Origin of the sequence: Vibrio sp. V19_P1S1T109 (genome assembly GCF_002241375.1) — a bacterium.
GTDB classification, from domain to species: domain Bacteria; phylum Pseudomonadota; class Gammaproteobacteria; order Enterobacterales; family Vibrionaceae; genus Vibrio; species Vibrio anguillarum.
Genome location: NZ_NDIM01000270.1, coordinates 1 through 21,019, shown reverse-complemented (window position 1 = coordinate 21,019; position 21,019 = coordinate 1). Strand labels below are relative to the sequence as shown.

Annotated in this window: 16 protein-coding genes and 1 tRNA gene; 8 read left to right on the top strand and 9 right to left on the bottom strand. The window is 44.8% G+C overall.

What is annotated here, in order from left to right:
* Positions 1-230 precede the first annotated feature (230 nt).
* Positions 231-737: a Fe3+-citrate ABC transporter substrate-binding protein gene (locus tag B9J87_RS13255; RefSeq protein WP_094151144.1), complete on the top strand. Its 507-nt coding sequence runs from the start codon at positions 231-233 to the stop codon at positions 735-737.
* A gap of 104 nt (positions 738-841) precedes the next feature.
* On the opposite strand, the gene B9J87_RS13250 is transcribed toward B9J87_RS13255, so the two are convergent.
* Entirely contained in the window at positions 842-1,828 is a 987-nt protein-coding gene (locus B9J87_RS13250; protein WP_170898768.1) for an OmpA family protein, read from the bottom strand.
* A 260-nt stretch (positions 1,829-2,088) separates the two neighbouring features.
* The gene (gene gltX / locus B9J87_RS13245; protein WP_094151131.1) at positions 2,089-3,516 is read right to left on the bottom strand and encodes a glutamate--tRNA ligase; all 1,428 of its coding nucleotides are present in this window, start codon (positions 3,514-3,516) and stop codon (positions 2,089-2,091) included.
* Between the two features lie 238 nt (positions 3,517-3,754).
* Here gltX and B9J87_RS13240 point away from each other — a divergent pair, with 238 nt between their 5' ends.
* Positions 3,755-6,280: a heavy metal translocating P-type ATPase gene (locus B9J87_RS13240; protein ID WP_176429530.1), complete on the top strand. Its 2,526-nt coding sequence runs from the start codon at positions 3,755-3,757 to the stop codon at positions 6,278-6,280.
* Positions 6,281-6,293: 13 nt separating this feature from the next.
* Positions 6,294-6,743 (top strand): DUF411 domain-containing protein, encoded by a 450-nt coding sequence (locus B9J87_RS13235; RefSeq protein WP_081245276.1) that lies wholly within the window; start codon positions 6,294-6,296, stop codon positions 6,741-6,743.
* A 65-nt stretch (positions 6,744-6,808) separates the two neighbouring features.
* Here the strand turns inward: B9J87_RS13235 and B9J87_RS13230 are convergent, their stop codons facing one another.
* Together B9J87_RS13230 and B9J87_RS13225 are read right to left on the bottom strand one after the other, a co-directional pair.
* A complete protein-coding gene (locus tag B9J87_RS13230; protein ID WP_094151129.1) occupies positions 6,809-9,460 on the bottom strand; it encodes a beta-N-acetylhexosaminidase in 2,652 nt (883 codons plus the stop codon).
* A gap of 578 nt (positions 9,461-10,038) precedes the next feature.
* Positions 10,039-10,115, bottom strand: a tRNA-Pro gene (locus tag B9J87_RS13225).
* A gap of 275 nt (positions 10,116-10,390) precedes the next feature.
* Here B9J87_RS13225 and B9J87_RS13220 point away from each other — a divergent pair.
* Positions 10,391-10,531 (top strand): DUF3149 domain-containing protein, encoded by a 141-nt coding sequence (locus tag B9J87_RS13220; RefSeq protein ID WP_010319399.1) that lies wholly within the window; start codon positions 10,391-10,393, stop codon positions 10,529-10,531.
* A gap of 391 nt (positions 10,532-10,922) precedes the next feature.
* Positions 10,923-11,900: a 23S rRNA pseudouridine(2604) synthase RluF gene (gene rluF, locus B9J87_RS13215; RefSeq protein ID WP_094125334.1), complete on the top strand. Its 978-nt coding sequence runs from the start codon at positions 10,923-10,925 to the stop codon at positions 11,898-11,900.
* A gap of 119 nt (positions 11,901-12,019) precedes the next feature.
* Here the strand turns inward: rluF and upp are convergent, their stop codons facing one another.
* On the bottom strand, positions 12,020-12,646 hold the full coding sequence (gene upp / locus B9J87_RS13210) for a uracil phosphoribosyltransferase (protein ID WP_026027908.1): 627 nt from the start codon (positions 12,644-12,646) through the stop codon (positions 12,020-12,022).
* 168 nt (positions 12,647-12,814) lie between these two features.
* Here upp and purM point away from each other — a divergent pair, with 168 nt between their 5' ends.
* Together purM and purN are read left to right on the top strand one after the other, a co-directional pair.
* Positions 12,815-13,855, top strand: coding sequence for a phosphoribosylformylglycinamidine cyclo-ligase (gene purM, locus B9J87_RS13205; protein ID WP_010320092.1), 1,041 nt, complete (start codon positions 12,815-12,817; stop codon positions 13,853-13,855).
* Positions 13,856-13,858: 3 nt separating this feature from the next.
* Positions 13,859-14,500 (top strand): phosphoribosylglycinamide formyltransferase, encoded by a 642-nt coding sequence (gene purN, locus B9J87_RS13200; RefSeq protein ID WP_064625802.1) that lies wholly within the window; start codon positions 13,859-13,861, stop codon positions 14,498-14,500.
* A 110-nt stretch (positions 14,501-14,610) separates the two neighbouring features.
* On the opposite strand, the gene B9J87_RS13195 is transcribed toward purN, so the two are convergent.
* Together B9J87_RS13195 and lpcA are read right to left on the bottom strand one after the other, a co-directional pair.
* Positions 14,611-15,444 carry a class II glutamine amidotransferase gene (locus tag B9J87_RS13195; protein ID WP_064625803.1) on the bottom strand — a complete coding sequence of 278 codons (834 nt, stop codon included), beginning with the start codon at positions 15,442-15,444 and terminating at the stop codon, positions 14,611-14,613.
* 64 nt (positions 15,445-15,508) lie between these two features.
* Positions 15,509-16,084, bottom strand: coding sequence for a D-sedoheptulose 7-phosphate isomerase (gene lpcA / locus B9J87_RS13190; protein WP_010320095.1), 576 nt, complete (start codon positions 16,082-16,084; stop codon positions 15,509-15,511).
* A gap of 347 nt (positions 16,085-16,431) precedes the next feature.
* Between lpcA and fadE the strand changes: the two genes are divergently transcribed.
* Positions 16,432-18,876, top strand: coding sequence for an acyl-CoA dehydrogenase FadE (fadE, locus tag B9J87_RS13185; protein ID WP_094151128.1), 2,445 nt, complete (start codon positions 16,432-16,434; stop codon positions 18,874-18,876).
* Between the two features lie 93 nt (positions 18,877-18,969).
* Here fadE and B9J87_RS13180 read toward each other — a convergent pair whose 3' ends face one another.
* The gene (locus tag B9J87_RS13180; protein ID WP_176429529.1) at positions 18,970-20,220 is read right to left on the bottom strand and encodes a TIGR03503 family protein; all 1,251 of its coding nucleotides are present in this window, start codon (positions 20,218-20,220) and stop codon (positions 18,970-18,972) included.
* Between the two features lie 8 nt (positions 20,221-20,228).
* Complete coding sequence (dnaQ, locus tag B9J87_RS13175; protein ID WP_013856229.1) at positions 20,229-20,972, bottom strand: DNA polymerase III subunit epsilon; 744 nt, start codon at positions 20,970-20,972, stop codon at positions 20,229-20,231.
* Between the last annotated feature and the right edge of the window lie 47 nt (positions 20,973-21,019).

Sequence of the window (21,019 nt, the reverse complement as noted above, 5' to 3'; positions counted from 1 at the left end):
CAGTAGGATAGAGCGGCCCCCTCCTAAGGGGCAGGCCACAGGTTCGACTCCTGTCGGGAGCGCCATTTTGATAAAGCCTCAACACCCAACCGGTATTGAGGCTTTTTTTTCTGACGAAAAATTGACCTAATATTGATTTGAGCCACTACTATTCATATACAGTGATTACTGTAAGTTCTATGTCAAATAATCTAGAATTAGTATTAACAGATTTATCGATAGATAAGATCATGAAAAAGAGTAATCTAATCACGAATACTGGTCACCGCTTTATCTCTAAAGCAAAGACCGCCTATAAAATTCATATCCATACGCCGGACGATACGGTGTTGCACCGTTCTGTCGGCTACATACGTATTGGTGAGAAAAAGGGGCTTAAAAAGGCGATAAAGCTGCGTAATGAATTAGGTTCAGAGATGTGGGGCAGACATTGGCGTCGTCTGCTCAAAGATCCCTATTTGATGACTCGTCTACCACACAGTTTAGAACCTAAAATCATATACAAACCCAGACCAACGCTCGATAACCCGGAAGCTCGGGATCCTTGTTATATCGCGGCTTGGAGACACTATGATGAAAAAGGTAACTGTATATTTCAAAGCGTCGTTTGTTCGATCAACAAGCATGGCAAGCTTGCCGCTTATACCAAGACGAAAAAGGCGCTATTAGAGGCTTATAAAGAAGACTTGGATATTCTTGTCTACATGGGCCGATTGAATAGTATTGATTTGAAATAACGTGACGTGATACCGGAGCGGTTAGAGGCTAAAATCCATTGTTTTACAAGAAGAAAGCCCGCGTTTTTCACGGGCTTTCTCTATTTTCTAATACTTAAGCGTTATTATTTCACTTCATAATCAAAGCTTGGAATAACGATATCAACACGACGGTTTTGCTTTCGACCTTCGACTGTATCATTCGATGCGATTGGGCTATTTTCCCCTTCACCTTTTACGGTAAGACGGTTCGCATCCACACCTTTAGCAATCACAACATCAGCAACAACTTGTGCGCGTTTTTCTGATAGTTTCTGGTTGTAAGCCGCAGCGCCAGTTGAGTCAGTATGACCAATAATTTCAGCATCGGCTTGTGGGTAAGCTTGCAAATATTTCACTAGTTTATCGAGCTGGTTAGTACTCTCTGCTGTTAGCTTAGTACTGTTATGGGCAAAGCTACTGCTGTCCAAACGTTGAAATGGCACATGCTTAACAACCGTTTCAGGTTCTTGGGGAATAACGACTGGCTCAACCACTGGCTGTACAACTTCTTCAACAAACACCTCTTGCACGATGACTGGCGCAGGTTCTGCTTTACTTCCACCAAATTTATACGAAACACCTAAGGTAGCCGAGTTACCTGCCGCTCGGACAAGATCGTTATTAATATCGGTGAGGCTTTGATATTCCAAGCGTAAAGTGACGTTATTATCGGTGTTGAACTCAATACCAGCGGCACCTAAATATGAGTAATCATCTTTATTGCCATAGTCAACATAAGCACCGCCGACTTTAGCATATAAGGCAATGGCATCAGTCAAAGGAAGGCTGACTTTCGGTGCGAGTGTAATGGCCGTTACTTTTTCATCATTCAGCCCCGCACCACTAAATTTGCCCAAGTAATCGTAACCTGCCTCTAATGAAAGCCAATTAAACGCTTGGTAACCAAGGTAAGCACCGACGGTAGAAGATTCATCTTCACACACATCTCCAGCACGACAAGCGTCATCAAGCCAAGATTTACCAACTTTAGCACCTACGTATACTTCAGCCATTGCGGCAGAAGATGCAAAAACAAGCGCCATTGAAACTGCTGCTGCTAACTTTTTCATACTTTTTCCTTTCCTATTTATCGTTATCATAATGCGGTTGCGGTACCCAAAAAACGGTTTACTTTTCGCCTACACACATACCTACATAACTCGGAACCACTATACTGTATGTAAAGAAAGCTTAAATAGCGCATTAGTTTATTCTCTGTCATCGTTTTGTGAAATATTGTCAGTGCTCTACACCAAAGGATTTAACAAAGCCGATATAAAGAAAAACCGCAGCATAAGCTGCGGTTCAAAGCGTTGTTCGTATGATTGACTTATTGAGCGTTCGCTTCACGCTCAGCAATAAAGGCCAATGCCATATTGATACGAGCAATGACACGCTCTTTGCCGATCAGTTGCATGACAGCATCAACCGATGGCGATTGACCACCGCCAGTGACAGCAACGCGCAGCGGCATGCCTATTTTACCCATACCGATTTCAAGCTCTTCACACACTTGAGCGATGACAGCGTGCAGGTTTTCCGTTGTCCAGTCACTCAATGCTTCTAATTTGCTTAAAGCAAGTGCTAGCGGCTCTTTCGCCACACCGCGTAAGTGTTTTTTCGCCGCATCAGCATCAAACTCAGCAAAATCTTCAAAGAAGTAACGAGATTGAGCAGCAAGTTCAACCAAGGTGTTGCAGCGTTCACCAACCAGTTTAACGATCTCAGCTAATGCTGGGCCGTTGTCTTTATTGATGCCTTGTTGCTCAAAGTGCCATTCAAGGTGTTTTGCAACATATTCAGGCTCTGATGTTTTGATGTAGTGATTGTTCAGCCACAACAACTTATCAGTATTAAATGCAGATGCCGATTTGCTAATAGCATTTAAACTGAAGAACTGAATCATCTCTTCACGCGAGAAAATTTCTTGGTCGCCATGAGACCAACCTAGACGAACTAAATAGTTATTCAATGCTTCAGGCAGATAACCTTCATCGCGATACTGCATCACAGAAACAGCGCCATGACGTTTAGATAGCTTCGCGCCGTCGTCACCTAAGATCATTGCGCAGTGCGCAAACACAGGTATAGGAGCACCTAACGCTTCGTAAATGTTGATTTGGCGAGGTGTGTTGTTGATGTGATCTTCGCCACGAACAACATGAGTAATCCCCATATCCCAGTCATCCACCACCACACAGAAGTTATAGGTGGGTGAGCCATCAGTACGGCGAATGATCAGATCATCCATCTGGCTGTTGGAGATTTCGATACGGCCGCGGATCTGGTCGTCAAAAATTACGCTGCCTTCTTTAGGATTACGGAAACGGATCACACACGGATCCCCTTCCTTTGCGGCGTCGTTAACCGCTTTGATTTTTGGGTGATCAGCATCGTAGCGCGGCATCTCTTTGTTCGCTTCTTGCTCGGCACGAACTTCATCTAACAGCTCTTTAGAGGCGTAACATTTGTAGGCTTTATCTTCAGCAAGCAGCTTATCGACAACTTCGTTATAACGATCAAAATGTTTAGTTTGGAAATATGGGCCTTCATCCCAATTCAAACCTAGCCAAGTCATACCTTCAAGAATCGCGTCTACGGCTTCTTGCGTCGAGCGCTCTAGGTCGGTGTCTTCAATACGCAAAACAAACTCACCACCTTGGCTTTTTGCATAAAGCCAAGAGTAAAGTGCAGTACGCGCACCACCAACGTGAAGATAGCCTGTCGGGCTAGGAGCAAAACGAGTTTTAACCGTCATTTGATTTCCTTAGGGATAAAAAGACAGCGGAGAATATGTCCACTGCAAGTACCAGGATAAAAAGTGGCGACATTTTACCACTGACGGCTAAATCTACAATCCTCGATTGCCTTTCGTTTTTCTGCGCTCAAGAATAACGCTTAAAATTCGCTTAACTTTCCTTTAGTGGAACTTGACCTTGCCCTAAAGGTAAGGTTTATGCTTCTAGCTATTGAGTTGGTTTACGGGGAATTTATCAATGAAACGCTTTCAATTGCCTTTATCAGGGCTGAAATGCATGGGTTGCGCGAAGAAACTTGAGCAGCATCTCAAGCAAGAATTTGAGGTACAAATCCACCAGCTGTCACCCACATTCATCGAACTGAGCACTTCGGCCTCTTTAAATGAACTCATCGCCGCTATCGAATCCTTAGGCTATCAAGCCTTGCTCAGTACGAACAACGCTCCTCTATCCTCATTGCAACCCACAACCTTGGTTAGCGATATACAGCCACTCGCACAAGAGACAGAAGCCTCAATAACGGGTTTGGTTAGTACCCACTTACTGATCCAAGGAATGACTTGCGCAAGCTGTGTCTCTTCGGTGGAAAAAGCACTTCTAAGCGTTAACGGTGTACAAAAAGCGCAAATCAATTTAGCTGAACAAAGCGCCTTAGTGCTCTCGCAAGCGGATATCGCTGACCTTGAACGGCAATTGCTCAATGCCATTACTCATGCAGGCTACCGTGCAGAGCGAGTCGATGACCCTGCCCAACAACAAGAAAAACAAAAACAGCAATCACGTGATTTACAGAAGCAGCATAAAACCAATGCACTACTAGGTTTAATGATAGGTATCCCGTTAATGCTTTGGGGCCTTCTTGGTGGCAGCATGATGATTGTGACCACTCAGCAACAAATATACTGGGGCGTTATCGGCATTGTGTGCTTAGCCCTATTAGCCACCGCTGGCCGCCACTTTTTTAGCCATGCTTGGCTTGCGTTAACCCATAAGCGTGCCACCATGGATAGCTTAGTTGCCCTAGGAACAGGAGCGGCTTGGGCCTATTCAATGTTGGTAGTGATTTACCCAACTTGGTTTCCCGTCGCCTCGCGTCATGTTTATTTTGAAGCCAGCGCGATGATTATCGGTTTGATTTCACTGGGCCACTACATTGAGGCGAAAGCCAAAGCGAAGACAACTCAATCCTTGCAAGCCTTAATTAAATTGCAGCCACAACAAGCAACACGCATCACAGCGCAAGGCGATCAACAGATTGCGGTTGAATTAGTACAACTTGGTATGCAACTGCGCATAAAACCGGGAGAAAAAGTGCCGATAGACGGCAAAGTCCTCAGCGGTGAATCTTATGTTGATGAGTCCATGCTCACTGGCGAGCCGACCCCCGTCCTAAAAGTGGCAGGCGATGCCATTGCGGCAGGCACCATCAATCATGATGGCAGCTTAGTCATCGAAGCCACCGGCGTAGGGGCGCAAACCATGCTCTCGCGCATCATCCAAATGGTTCGTCAGGCGCAAAGCAGTAAACCAGCCATCGCCAAACTGGCAGACCAGATATCCGCTATTTTTGTACCGACTGTGGTTATAATTGCCCTGTTTTCCGCTCTGATTTGGTACTTTGTAGGCCCTGAACCTAAGGCCAGTTATATGCTAGTGGTTGCGACAACAGTATTGATCATTGCCTGCCCTTGTGCCTTGGGTCTAGCTACTCCACTCTCGGTTACAGTAGGAGTTGGTAAAGCCGCTGAAATGGGTATTTTGATCAGAGATGCCAATGTATTGCAATCGGCAAGCAAAATCACCACTGTAGTATTTGATAAGACAGGTACGCTCACTCAAGGCAAGCCAACCGTTCAGAACTTAGTCACGTGGGGAATTGAAGATAGCAAATTGTTAACCCTTGTTTACGCTTTGGAACTGCGCTCTGAACATCCTCTTGGCAAGGCTATCTGCCATTATGCGCAACCGCTGGTATCAACCAGCGCCGAAGTCGAGCAATTTACCAACCTAAGAGGCAAAGGGCTAATGGCAAATATTGGCGGTGATTCCGTCGTCGTTGCCTCTTTATCGCACCTTGAGTCACTGGACGTTCCTCTTACTCAAGCACAAACGACCATTGAACACTACGCAGAACAAGCTTGGACACCGGTCGCGGTTGCCATTAACGGTGAACTCAAAGGTCTCATCGCAATTGCTGATCCAATCAAACCTAACGCTGCACAAGCTATCAGCACACTGAACAAAATGAACATTCGTACCGTGATGCTAACCGGAGATAACCAAAGCGTGGCCACTGCAATAGCCAAACAGCTAGGCATACAGCAAGTGATTGCTCAAGTACTTCCGGATCAAAAAGCACAAAAAATCGTGCAGTTACAAGAGAAAGGCCAAATCGTCGCCATGGTCGGTGATGGTATTAATGATGCGCCAGCCCTTGCGCAAGCCGATATTGGTATCGCAATGGGCAGTGGCAGTGATGTCGCAATAGAGAGTGCGCAAATGACATTGCTCAACTCCTCACCGCTTGCCGTAGTCAATGCTATCGCTCTTTCTAAAGCGACAGTAAAAAACATGAAGCAGAACCTATTGGGCGCGTTTATTTATAACACCTTCGGCATTCCCATTGCCGCTGGTGTGCTTTATCCCGCTTTTGGCTTTTTACTTAGCCCTGTAGTTGCAGGAGCGGCAATGGCTTTGTCCTCAATCACAGTCGTGAGCAACGCTAACCGCTTGCGTCTATTTAAATCCCCTTTTCACTCTTAGAGGTTAGATAAAAATGAAAATGATCACAGCCGCTATGCTTAGCACCTTGTCTCTTATGAGCTACTCCGCATTCGCCACGGTGACCGAGATGACCAATTACAAATCCCCTTATTGTGGCTGCTGTACTGAGTGGTCCACTCACATGCAACAAGCAGGATTTAAGGTTAACGAGCAATTGCAAGAAGATATGACGGCGATAAAACAACAATTGGGCATTACACCCAAGCTCGCCTCTTGCCATACAGCCGTTATCGACGGCTATGTTTTCGAAGGTCACATTCCAGCCACAGACATTCAAGCCTTTCTCGCTAATCCACCGAAAAATGCCAAAGGGTTAGCCGTGCCCGGCATGCCAATCGGTTCTCCAGGTATGGAATCTGGTGATAAGAAAGAAGCCTATTCGGTTTTTGCTTTTAACGAGCAAGGTCAGGTGTTTGAGTTTGCTCACCACGAAGGTAATTGATTTTATGTAATAAAGCCTCCGACAGATGCGGAGGCTTTCATTGGGGTGCCTTGATATGGCTACAGTTACTTAACGCTAGTAACTCGGCTGACTCGCTCGCCTGAAGCAGAGATAGAACGGATCCAGACCTCACCGGACACCTTCGGTTGTTCGATGCTCGAGTAAGTAAGCCATTGTTGACCACCTAATGAGTATTGCAGCTCAACGCCTGGGAATGACGAATTCATCGACAATTTACCCGCTTCAATCTTAGCTCCGGGAATTGGCAGGCGATAATCAATGCCAGCTTTTTCCAGTTTCGCCAGCTCACGTTGCCCAACAATATTAGCAAAACGAGTCCAATCTTGATTCAGTGCAGACTTATTGACTAAGTTCGTTTGCTGAGAGTATTCAACCCCTACTTTATAGTCGTTTTCCCACTCCGCTTTATGCCAAGCACGTTCAGCGGCAGCCAACACTCGAGGGAAAACCATATACTCATACTGCTCATCATTACGAACCGTTTCTGACCACAATTGAGCTGACAAGCCGTAGAATGGTTTCGACGTCACCTCTCCTTTACCGACAAAACCATTACCATCACGATCTAATGAAGTTTCAGCGTTTTGCGGCATATTTTCCGGTGCAAAACCAAACATTTTGCGCGTATCGGTCGCACGGGTGGCCCAGTAATAACCGCGCTCTTTAGGATCCGCCTCATAAGGCATATCCATGTAGACATAATCAGGGTTAGAAACAATTACGTCGTAACCTTGTTTTGCCCATTCATAAACAGAGCTTGTACCGCCCCAATAGAGGACATCCCAAAAGTTCACACGTGTATTGCGCGTGGCAAAAGCGGATTCTCCCTCGCTGTATTTCAAGCCATCTTGCCATGCTTGGAAATTCTCAATCCCTTTATCGGCGACAATTTCCGACACTTGCTCAGCAAAATAACTCGGTAAATGAGCAAAGTCACTTACTACTCCTTGGCTGACTAATGCTTGGCACTGTGGCGATTTCGCAAATGGTTTATCTTGTTGTGAAAGATCTAAGTTACCTTTCCAACTGACTTTTTCCGTCGCATTAATATCTTGGAAACCCGCGCCCAATTTGATGTTTTTCGCCTCATCGCCACCAAAATGCCAAATCGATAAAGGCATGCCCGCATCACTGTGCATCAAGGCCACTTCAGTGATCACCTTATCCACAAAACGTTTAGACGAGTCTAAACAAGGGTTAATAAAACTCTGCTTATCATAAAACTGAACCGTCGTAACATTGGAGCTGTCTTGAGGATCCATCAAGCGATACTGGCTAGCCTGTTCGGTTTTCCCCTCTTGGCTCAAACGATCAAAACGAGCCTCCATTGAAACAACCGCAGAGCGAGCATGGGCTGGCATATCAATTTCAGGGATCACTTCAATATTGCGCGCTTTAGCGTGCTTGAGGATTTCAATGTAATCGGCTCGACTAAAATAACCCGAGCCAAAGTTATCAGAATTTGGACCGGAGCCAAGCTGTGGCAGCAAGCAGTTTTTCTCATCTAAATCAAAGCAGCGCTGCCCGCCAATGTCGGTCAATTCAGGTAAGCCCGGAATTTCTAAACGCCAACCTTCATCATCGGTCAAATGAAGATGTAATTTATTCATCTTATAAGCCGCCATTTGATCTAACGTGGCCAAAATCGCTTGCTTAGAATGGAAGTTACGTGCGACATCCACCATCACACCACGGTAATCAAAACGTGGAGCATCTTCGATGTGGATCACTGGCAGCGCTGTGACATTCTGGCTATCCACTAAACCCAAAATAGATTGAACGGCGTAGAAAGCTCCCGCCTCATCAAATGCACGAATAGAGATAGCATTCGGTGCAATCTCCAACTCATAAGCACCCGATGTCGCCATCTGGTCAGAAAATTCGCTCGGTGTAATCGCAACACCAACCGCTAACTCTCCATCAAGCTTCAGCCCAATCGTTTTAGCACGCGCCTGCAATGCTGAAAACTGATCCGTCGCAAAGTCCTTCACATCAAGCTTTAGGCCGCGAGTAATGTCAACAACACCTTGACCAAGCGTTGTTTTTAGAGGCGTTGGTAACAGAGCCGTTGATACATCTTGCAGTGATACATCGCTATTTCTCTCAAATCGGTTGATGGCCGTGGCAAACACATTATTATCGCTGGTGGTGCGTTTGATATTGTCGCCCTCAAGCCCACGCACAAATGACGACGTGTCCTCTGTGTTAAGAGATACAATAAGCTTAGGCTCTGTATTGGGCGCCGCAACGAATGCACGCGGCATAAAGTCCGTTTCAAACAACTGCCAATATTCAGCGACCAGAGGCAAAACAACCTCTTCGCCAGCAGCAAAACCATCAAATTTATCAGTAGGTTCAAGCTTATGTAAATCACCCGTTAAACGGGTAATTTTGAATTGATCATTTTCAACATCCAGAATCAGTCGAATGCTGTGGAAATAGATAGCCCACTGCTTTGAATTCACGGCTTCACCTTGGTTAACCAAGGTCATGTTCACTTTATTACACGATGCCCATTCCGCTTCGAGAGCCTGACATGCCAATCCTTCATCTGCCCCGTGATTCGTTAATACGGTGTAATGAATATCCAAATTTTCCGCCAGCGCATCGACTACTTTCTGCTCTGGTGATTGCAACAAAGAGCAACCTGATAATGTGGCGATAACCGAAACAGCAATCAAACTAGGTTTCAACATTTGACTCACCCTACCTTTAAAATAAAAACCCAATATCCTGTTAAAAGGACTCAAAACAGCAACAAGCATAAAGGCTTGTGACCTAAGGCATTCACCATACAAGGAGTTATTTCTAAGCGTAAAATAATTAGCTACACGAAGTGATCCAGTTCAAATCCTCTAAAATACAATCAAAACAAAACCATTTAAAATCAATAGATTAAACTTGACGTCAAAACCGTAATTTATTATTTGACGAGTTTAACTTGAGAAAGATCACATAAAAATGCATAACAAAAATGAATTTATGAATAGAGATCACTACTCACTACAAGGCGAGAAGTTCATTAAAGGGATTTGACAGGTTAAATCGTGATATAGGTCATAAATTGTAATGACTCATCAAACGTCAAAATGCGCTAAAGTGACGTTTTTTACACATCCTAATGCTATTTATTATCGTGGAATATTGACTGCTATTTTCAATAGTTGAATTTGCTCGGAGAAGGGTGAACAGTGAAAGAGCCTTTATCTTTGGTAATGAAAGTGATCACATCCAGATGCAACAAAGCCCCGCATTACTGCGAGGCTTTTAAAGATGGTCGGTGAAGAGGGATTCGAACCCCCGACCCTCTGGTCCCAAACCAGATGCGCTACCAAGCTGCGCTATTCACCGAAATTTTTGCTCTGCACTTAGCGAGCAGTTCCGAGCTTTTTGCCTAGAACGGATGCGTATATTACTCATCTAAAATTAAGACGCAAGCCTTTAATCTTATTTCCATCAAATAACAAACTCATTGGCTAAATCACCATCAAATACACATAAAAACGTGACTAATTACACATCAATAGAAACATCAAGTTAACCTATGCAACATAATTGATCCAGATCAGTGTCAGCAAACAGAGCAAACTTTAACTTGGCTGTGTCTTCGAAACTTTGGAGGAAACATGGACTTTTGGCTTGATCTCCTATTTGGTAATGCTGTGGGACTGTCTTCAATGATAGTAATCTTTGGTGCTTTTGGTCTTATGCTGTTTTATGGCGGTTTCTTCATTTATAAAGTGATGAATGACAAATCTCCTCACTAGATCGCTTAGCACCTATTGAAAAATAGTGTGACGCTATGCACCGGGGTGGATTATCTGTCTGCTCCGGTTTTTTATCGCGTTAATAACTCTATCTTCTTGATGAATGGCATCATTCGGCTACTCAAGATCGGTTCGATAAGAACACCTGTCTCAAAATAGTTTCCATTTTCTCATACAAATAAAAGCATTCCCTCTTCGCATAAATAAAGACGTCAATGCCGTCTATATCTTGTTGAGGAAAAGTGATGGGGAAAGGCTGGAAACCATGAGTGTCATTAAAAACGCCTTGGTTAATTAATATTAACTGCTAAAATATCGCAACGTTAATAGGCAACACTTAGAGTGTTGCTTTCTTTTTATTCACCGCCGTTGGGAAACGTAAGAGCAATCTATGTCACAACAAGCCACCATTCGTTTAAACAAATACATCAGTGAAACTGGTTTCTGTTCTCGTCGAGAGGCCGATAAGTTAATTGAACAAGGCCGAGTAACCATCAATGGACTATTGCCGGAAATGGGCACTAAAGTCACGCCAAACGATGATGTTTGCATTGATGGTAATCCATTAAAATCAAAAGAAAAACCGATATATATTGCCCTTAACAAACCGACTGGAATCACCTGCACAACAGAGCGCGATATTCCAGGTAACATTGTTGATTTTATTGGCCACCACAAACGTATTTTCCCGATAGGTCGATTAGATAAACCATCAGATGGACTGATCTTTCTGACTAACGATGGTGACATAGTCAATAAGATATTACGTGCTGGTAATAACCATGAAAAAGAGTACGTCGTCCGAGTAGATAGACCCATCACCGACGAATTTCTACATAAGATGGCCTCTGGTGTGGAAATTCTTGATACGGTGACACTGCCTTGCAAAGTAACCCAAGAAACGAAGTTCTCCTTTAGAATTGTGTTAACACAAGGGTTAAACCGTCAAATTCGTCGTATGTGTGAGGCCTTAGGTTACGAAGTGTTTAAACTACGCCGAGTTCGTATTATGAACATCAGCCTAGACGGTATCCCGAATGGTGAATGGCGTTATTTAAGCGACGAGGAAGTCGCTGAAATATTAGCAATGTGTGAGAGTTCTTGCGGTACGGAAGGCGCGTCCAAGCTTGATGTGACGGGTAAGCGTATTCGCAAAGCTACCGATGCAAAACTGTTTGATAGTCGTGAGCAAAATCAAACCTCGACGGCACGCAGAAATCAAAAGCCAAAAACGTTCCAAGGACGCAATGCCGATGAGTTTCGCCATGCTCCAAATACAAAAAGAGCACCGCGCCGACCCACAAATTCATCACAAGGTGCGCCAGCTAATAGCCACAGAAAAAGCAGTACGTTAAGCCTTAAAAAATAATCATCGAACAATGCGTTAATTCTGTTGAGCAATAAAATGACCGTAATGACGCATCACTGAAGCAACTATAAAAAAGGAGAAACTTTCGTTTCTCCTTTAAGACAGTATAAAATTAACGCTTATTTCGTACCAAAAATCTTATCACCAGCATCGCCAAGACCAGGAACGATATAACCTTTATCATTCAATTTCTCATCAATTGCCGCCGTATAGAGCTCAACATCAGGGTGCGCTTTTTCTAACGCCGCGATGCCTTCAGGCGCTGCAACTAAAACGAGAATTTTAAATTGGTTACAGCCGCGCTCCTTGAGCAAATCGATCGTCGCAATCATGGAACCGCCAGTTGCCAGCATTGGGTCAACCACAAGCGCAATTCGCTCCTCAATATTAGAAGCGAGTTTGTTGAAATAAGGGACAGGCTCAAGCGTTTCTTCATCACGATAGATGCCAACAACACTAATCCGCGCACTTGGAATGTGCTCCAAAACGCCGTCCATCATGCCAAGACCAGCACGCAAAATAGGTACTACCGTTACTTTTTTACCTTTGACTTGATCAATTTCAACTGGGCCATTCCAGCCTTCAATCGTCACTTTTTCTGTTTCAAAGTCTGAGGTTGCTTCATAAGTTAGTAGGCTACCCACTTCTGTAGCTAACTCACGAAAACGCTTAGTGCTGATATCCCCTTCCCTCATTAACCCAAGTTTATGCTTAACTAGAGGGTGTTTAACTTCAACAACTTTCATTTTCATCTCCGACGACATTTAAACAAACCTTCGAATTGTACACACTTTTTATGCTAATTTCAGTGCCAATTATAAACAAAAAAACTGACGCAAACGTTTTCCTTTTTGTTTTAAGCCCTGTTAGAATAGCGCCGTTTTCATATCCAACTTATGACCGAGGACTTCCCCGTGAGCGGTAATAACACTTCTCTTAGTTACAAAGATGCTGGCGTAGATATTGATGCAGGCAATGCACTTGTTGAACGAATTAAAGGCGCCGTCAAACGCACTCGTCGCCCTGAAGTTATGGGTGGCATTGGTGGTTTTGGCGCGCTTTGCGAGCTACCAACCAAATATAAACATCCTGTTTTAGTCTCTGGCACCGATGGAGTTGGCACAAAACTTCGCCTCGCATTGGATATGAATAAGCACGACACCATTGGCATTGACTTGGTTGCAATGTGTGTTAACGATTTGATTGTTCAAGGTGCTGAACCGCTTTTCTTTCTGGACTACTACGCCACGGGCAAATTGGATGTAGATACAGCTGCTGATGTGGTGTCGGGTATTGCCGATGGTTGTGTGCAAGCAGGTTGCGCTTTGATCGGTGGTGAAACCGCTGAAATGCCGGGTATGTACGAAGGTGAAGATTACGATGTCGCTGGCTTTTGTGTCGGTGTGGTTGAAAAAGAAGAGATCATCGATGGCTCAAAAGTAGCAGCAGGTGATGCTCTGATTGCGGTTGGCTCTAGCGGCCCTCACTCAAACGGCTATTCATTAGTTCGCAAGATCCTCGAAGTATCAGGTGCCGACAAAAATGAAGACTTGGCTGGCAAAACGATTGGTGAGCACTTACTGACACCAACCAAAATTTACATCAAATCAGCGCTTAAGATGATCGCCGAGCACGATATTCACGCCATTTCACACATTACTGGCGGTGGTTTCTGGGAAAACATTCCTCGCGTTCTTCCGCAAGGGACGAAAGCGGTGATTGATGGCAATAGCTGGGAATGGCCAATTATTTTCCAATGGCTGCAAGAAAAAGGGAATGTAACCACTCACGAAATGTACCGCACATTTAACTGTGGTGTCGGACTGATTGTTGCGCTTCCAATGGATCAAGCACAAGCGGCGGTTCAATTACTGCAAGCGGAAGGCGAAAATGCGTGGGTTATCGGTCATATTGCTGAAGCTCAACTCGATGAAGAGCAAGTAGAGATCAAATAACTGATGAAAAGTATTGTTGTTTTAGTTTCAGGAAATGGCACCAACTTACAGGCTATCCTTGATGCGTGTGAAACGAAAATTAAAGATGGCAAAGTAACGGCTGTTTTTTCAAACAAAGCAACTGCTTATGGCTTAGAACGAGCTAAAAAAGCAGGTGCGGCGGCGGTGCATATTGACCCAAATGCCTTTGACACGCGAGATGCGTTTGATGCGGTATTGATGGAGAAAATTGACCAATACGCGCCTGACTTAATCATTCTTGCTGGCTACATGCGTATTCTGAGTGGTGAGTTTGTGCGTCACTATTTAGGACGGATGCTCAATATTCATCCTTCTTTACTTCCTAAATATCCTGGGTTGAATACCTACCAACGCGCGATTCACGCAGGTGATGAAGAGCATGGCACCAGTGTGCATTTTGTGACTGAACAACTTGATGGTGGCCCAGTCATTCTACAAGCAAAAGTGCCTATTTTTGATGAAGATACCGTTGAGATTTTGACTCAACGTGTCCAAACTCAAGAGTATCGAATTTACCCACTAGTGGCACAATGGTTCGTTGAAGGGCGCTTGGAAATGCGTGAAGGTAAAGCCTATTTAGATGGCCAATTACTTGGCATGCATGGTTATGCTTTCGATGAATAAATCGTATCTCTAAATAGTGCGAAAAAGGTTGCCTCAACAGCAACCTTTTTTATTGTCATCTCAAATACAATTCAAACAGCAGTAAATAGACAAGCTTAAGAATAAAAACCTTAAATAGGTGCTTGGCAGCCTGGCTTTGCCGCGGCAAACGGAATGTCAGCTAAGGACTGCGCATTGCCATCAACGTATTCGCCATAATGGAAAATCGCATATTCGCTTGGCTTCATTCGTTGCCAAGTTTCATTTCCCGTCAGTGGCTGAGTCGCAATCACTGACACAACATCATCAGGCGTTGTTTCTTCTTGGAAGTTAATCTCGACATCTTCATCAAGTAAACTTGCTTTCCCAAAGGGGGCGCGTCGAGTAATCCAGTACAGATGATTCGTGCAATAGGTCACCACAAACTCACCGTCAGAAAGTAGCATATTAAACACACCTTGCTGCTTAAGTTGATCGCAACACTTCGCAACGAATTGAAACATGCTGAGCATATCTTGAGGCGGTTCAGGATAACGCGCTTCTAACTGCTTTAACAACCAACAGAAAGCTTGCTCGCTATCCGTTTCACCAACAGGGCGATAGCGTCCAGTTTCTAGCTGCTGGTGATCCGCCAATTGTCCATTGTGAGCGAACGTCCAATATCTCCCCCACAATTCTCGAGTGAATGGGTGAGTATTTTCCAAATTCACCCCACCCCGATTTGCTTGACGAATATGGCTAACCACTGCCCGACTTTTTATAGGGTAACTCTGCACAAGCTCTGCAATTTTTGACTGAAAGCTAGGGTTAGGGTCTTTAAAGGTGCGAAAACCCTTCCCTTCATAGAAAGTGATTCCCCAACCATCACGATGCGGCCCCGTGTTGCCGCCACGCTGAATCAACCCAGTAAAACTAAAGCAAATATCAGTCGGCACATTGGCACTCATACCGAGCAATTCACACATGGTTTAATGCACTCCCTTTTGCAACCACAAACACATTAAAAGAAAAGAACGGTGTTGAACTTTCTTACGCCATCTCTTTTTCAATCAGTTGGATAACAATGTGGATGATCTTGATATGGATTTCTTGGATACGATCCGCGTAGCCGAAGTGCGGGACACGAATCTCGATATCCGCTAAACCTGCCATTTTCCCACCATCTTTACCGGTCAGTGCAATGGTCTTCATCCCTTTGGCTTGGGCCGCTTCAATCGCTTTCAAAATGTTCCCCGAGTTACCAGAAGTCGATAGGCCAAACAGGACATCGCCTTTTGAACCCACCGCTTCCACATAGCGAGAGAATACAAAATCGTAACCAAAATCATTACTAACGCAAGACAAATGGCTTGGATCTGAAATAGCAATACCAGGATAACCCGGACGATTCTCGCGATAGCGCCCCGTTAGCTCTTCAGCAAAGTGCATTGCATCACAGTGGGAACCGCCATTGCCGCAAGAGAGCACTTTTCCGCCTTGCTTAAATGAGTCGGCAATCAGTTTTGCGGCGGCCTCAATTTGAGCGATGTTATGCTCATCATTAAGAAATTTGTTTAGCACGTCAGCCGCTTCGGTCAATTCACTTTTAATTAAATCCTGGTACATAGATATATTCTCTTTTTAATCTGTTTACCGATAGGCTCCATCAATCAAGAGCCAGTAACAGGCTTGAGTTTACCCAAACCATCCTTTCTGTCGATAGTTCGACTTCAAGAATTGTTGTTTTCTCCCGCTTCCTACTCCAGAAAGCCCTCTATGGGTTGTTTATTTTGAGGTTTTGCCCTACATGGATCACTTTTTGAACAATACAAGGTTTTACATTTCGTTAATAATTTGATTACACTTAGCGCTGGTTAGACCACTTACACAAACGAGACGACTAACAACACTTCCCAATGCACTGAGAAAAATCAGCCGCAATGGCGTGAATACAGTCTCAAAGGAATGAAATTATGGACATCTTGCTCTCTATACTTGGTTTTCTCACCGTGTTCGGTGTGTGCCTCTACCACCGAATGTCACTTTTTAGCGCATTAGTTGCGCTAACGGTAACCATGGTGGTTCTTACCCTGCTGGATTACACCGGGGTGATTGGATGGTTGCTGTATTTAGCGGCTATCGCTTTATTAGCCGTTCCCTCTATCCGTCAAAGCGTGATTAGCGAAAAAGCATTAACACTGTTCAAAAAAGTGCTGCCAGCAATGTCACAAACCGAAAAAGAGGCATTAGATGCAGGAACCGTTTGGTGGGAAGCTGAACTGTTTAAAGGCAAACCAAACTGGAACAAACTACACAAAATTGCAGCGCCGACATTAAGTGCACAAGAGCAAGCCTTTATTGATGGACCAGTCAACGAAGTGTGTGCCATGGTTAGCGATTATCAAGTTACGCATGAATTAGCCGACTTACCTCCTGAGGTTTGGCAATATTTAAAAGATCATAAATTCTTCGCCATGATCATTAAAAAACAATACGGCGGCTTGGAGTTTTCAGCTTATGCACAATCCATTGTGCTACAAAAGCTAACGGGCGTGTCTGGAGTGCTTTCATCCACCGTTGGTGTACCGAACTCTTTAGGCCCGGGCGAACTTTTACAACATTATGGTACTGAAGATCAGAAAAACCATTACCTGCCACGTTTAGCGGAAGGTAAAGAGATTCCCTGCTTTGCATTAACCAGCCCAGATGCGGGTTCCGATGCAGGTTCAATTCCTGATTTTGGCGTGGTATGTAAAGGGAAATGGGAAGGAAAAGAAGTGTTAGGGATGCGCCTAACGTGGAACAAGCGCTACATCACGCTCGCCCCGGTTGCAACCGTATTAGGCCTAGCATTCAAACTGCGCGATCCTGACGGCTTACTTGGGGATAAAACAGAGCTTGGCATCACTTGTGCGCTCATCCCAACCCACTTAAAAGGAGTTGAAATTGGCAATCGCCACATGCCATTGAACGTTCCATTCCAAAATGGTCCGACACGTGCTAACGACTTATTTGTGCCGCTTGATTTCATTATTGGCGGACCAAGCATGGCAGGACAAGGCTGGCGTATGCTTGTAGAGTGTTTATCGGTTGGACGTGGCATTACGTTACCTTCTAACTCGACGGGCGGAATTAAAACTGCGGCGCTAGCAACAGGAGCTTACGCTCGGATTCGTCGTCAATTTAAGCAACCAATTGGCCATATGGAAGGTGTCGAAGAGCCATTAGCACGTTTAGGTGGTAACGCTTATGTGATGGATGCGGCGAGCAATTTAACCGTAGCTGGTATTGATCTGGGCGAAAAACCCTCGGTCATTTCCGCTATAGTCAAATACCACTGTACCCACCGTGGTCAACGCAGCATTATTGATGCAATGGATATCGTGGGCGGGAAAGGCATTTGTATTGGTCCTGCTAACTTTTTAGCTCGCAGCTACCAAGGTGCACCGATTGCCGTAACCGTCGAAGGGGCCAATATTCTGACTCGCTCAATGATCATCTTTGGTCAAGGCGCTATCCGTTGTCATCCTTATGTTTTAGAAGAAATGAACGCCGCTTATTCACAAGATTCTGATGCCGTTGAGAAATTTGACGCCGCTCTTGCAGGTCACGTCAGCTTCACCATGAGTAATCTTGTGCGCAGTATTTGGTTTGGTGTCACCGATGGTTTTGGTTCATCTGCACCGACTAATGATGCAACCAAACGCTACTATCAACAACTAAACCGTTACAGCGCTAACTTAGCACTGCTTTCTGATATTTCGATGGCTGTATTGGGAGGCTCTCTCAAACGTAAAGAGCGCTTGTCAGCACGCCTTGGCGATATTTTGAGCCAACTCTACCTCAGTTCTGCCACACTTAAGCGTTTTGAAAATGATGGTCGTCCCGTGGAGGATCTTCCTTTGGTTCATTGGGGCCTGCAAGACAGTTTGAAGCAGACGGAAGTCGCCATTGATGAATTCTTAGCCAACTTCCCGAATAAAGCGATTGGTAAGGTACTTCGTATATTGTTGATGCCGATTGGTCGAGTACGCAAAGCACCTAGTGATAAATTAGATAGCCAAGTTGCGCAGATCCTGCAAACACCGAGTGAAACTCGTTCACGCATCGGTCGCAACCAATATCTCGCCCCAACGGCGCATAATGCGGCGGGTAAGATTGAACAAGCACTGGACATCATTTTACGTGCAGAGCCTTTGTTCGATAAAGTGTGCAGCGTCACCAATCAACGCCGTCCATTCTTGCGTTTAGATGAAGTGGCCGCCATTGGCTTACAACAAAAAATTCTAACCGAACAAGAAGCACAGCTATTAACGGAAGCTGAGGCTCATCGTTTGTATACCATTAATGTCGATGATTTTGCGCCACAGGAACTGGCCGCAAAGCCTCAATATCCGGTAATGAATGATGTTGCGTAAGTCAATCTATTGAATGTCAAAGGGCGTTTTAAACGCCCTTTTTTATGACTGGAATACAGAATCAAGAGGTTGCCAACTCGGCAACATCCCTTGTTATTTCTTCGGCATATTCAACTGTAATTCGGGTTGCAACGCCTTTTTCGCTTTAATCTTACGCATCACAAACCACGCCAAAAGCCCAATCAATATCGCACCAATATTACCAATCACGATGAACATAATACTGCGGCTCGTTGCCTCTTCTCTCATCTGAATAATCAACTGCTCCTGTTCAAGCTTACGCTGCTGGATTTCTTCTTCCATCTGCAAACGGCGAGTCTCCTCAATGTTGACATCATCAACCACGCTGTAAGTATGCTCAGCAAGCGGGAAGTAAAGTGGACGCTGGCTGGCAAGCTCTGTCGCATACAACTTTCCAGACCAACGATAGTTACCGTTGTCTCCATTGTATGGAATTTCTAAACTTAACTTTAGCGCCTCTTTTTCTGACTGCCCCTCAGTAATAAAGATATCATCATAAATATTCGCATGTTCGACATGGGCAACGATGGAGCCTGGGGCTATCATTCCTTGCTCACCCGAAAAAACAATTTGATGTGGCGCACCATCAACACGAGATTGGATAAAGGTGGTTGATACTGGAGCTGGGTAAACCAGCACCTCTTGCTCTTGGGCGCGTAAAAACACGCCGTTGCCAGAGGTGATCCTAACGCGATACTTACCCGGCATTGGAGTGATAGGCAGCGCTACAGTGAAAATGCCATCACCTGGCTGTTCATCTAAATCACGTCCATCATCGGCAAATTCACCAATCACTTCCGGTAATGGACGCGCTTCTTTAATCAGATCTTCTTCATTTTCAACGTATTTAGTAAAGGTTACTTTTAAGTTGACTCTATCGAGAAAGTCTCTCAACAATAAAGGCTTACCGTCGGAGGTTAATCGCGCGGTAAATTTTATCACTTCACCAAGGTATAAGCGCGTAGGGAACAGATCAGTATCAAGTTGCAGATGAGAAATAAGCTTGATGCTATTTTGTGAGGAAACCTTGCCTATGGCCTGCCAAGGGCCAGGCATTGGCTTATCAATTGAAATGATATCCATTGTGGGTTCTTGATACCAACGCACATTATCGCTATGTTGCCAAGCGTAATATTTCTTACCATCAGGCCGCACAAGCACCACGGGTTGGGATGACTTTTCGCGATACACAACAAAAGTAATTTGTGAAATGGTTGGATCCACACGGAAACGATTGTCGAGCAGCGACATCGAGGAGGAATTCACCGCAAAAACGCCTGTACTCCACATCAGCGCAATCACTGCTGCCATTATCCTCAACATATTTTCTCCTACTGACGCCAAAGGCAGCTTCCGCTCTTTTCGACTAGATCCAATCTTTCTTGGTGTGCTTGTAATTCATCGGCACAAGCCTGCAAAACCTTTAGCTTTTTCCGACCTGCGACAGCTCGTTTTATTGACTCTCCTCCCACACTGCCATCACTGCGCGTTCCGGCACTGAACTGTAACGAGGTTTGCCCGCCAGTCATCAGCAGATAAACGTCCGCTAATATCTCCGCATCGAGCAATGCACCGTGCAAGGTACGATGTGAGTTATCGATACCATAACGATCACAAAGTATATCCAAGTTATTGCGTTTGCCGGGGAAAATACGCTTTGCCATAGCAAGCGTATCGGTCACTTTGCAATACTGCTCCGTCTTACCGATTTTAGCGTCGAGCTTGCGAAACTCGTAATCCATAAAACCGACGTCGAAGGGAGCGTTGTGCGCCACCAGCTCAGCCCCCTTGATGAAATCTAAAAACTCTTGATGCACATCGCGATATTGCGGTTTGTCCATCAAAAACTCATCGGTAATACCGTGGATTTCGATCGCTTCTAACTGAATCTCACGATCGGGTTTCAGGTAGACATGGAAGTGGCGGCCTGTCAGCTTGCGGTTGATAATTTCAACGGCACCGATTTCAACAATGCGGTGTCCTTCATAGTGAGGGCCGCCTTCACGGTTCATACCCGTGGTTTCCGTATCGAGAACGACGATACGTTGGGATTGGGAATTGCTGCTAGTATTCATAAGGATATGTATGTAAGACTATGCCAATAATGTGCGTAACCTAATAG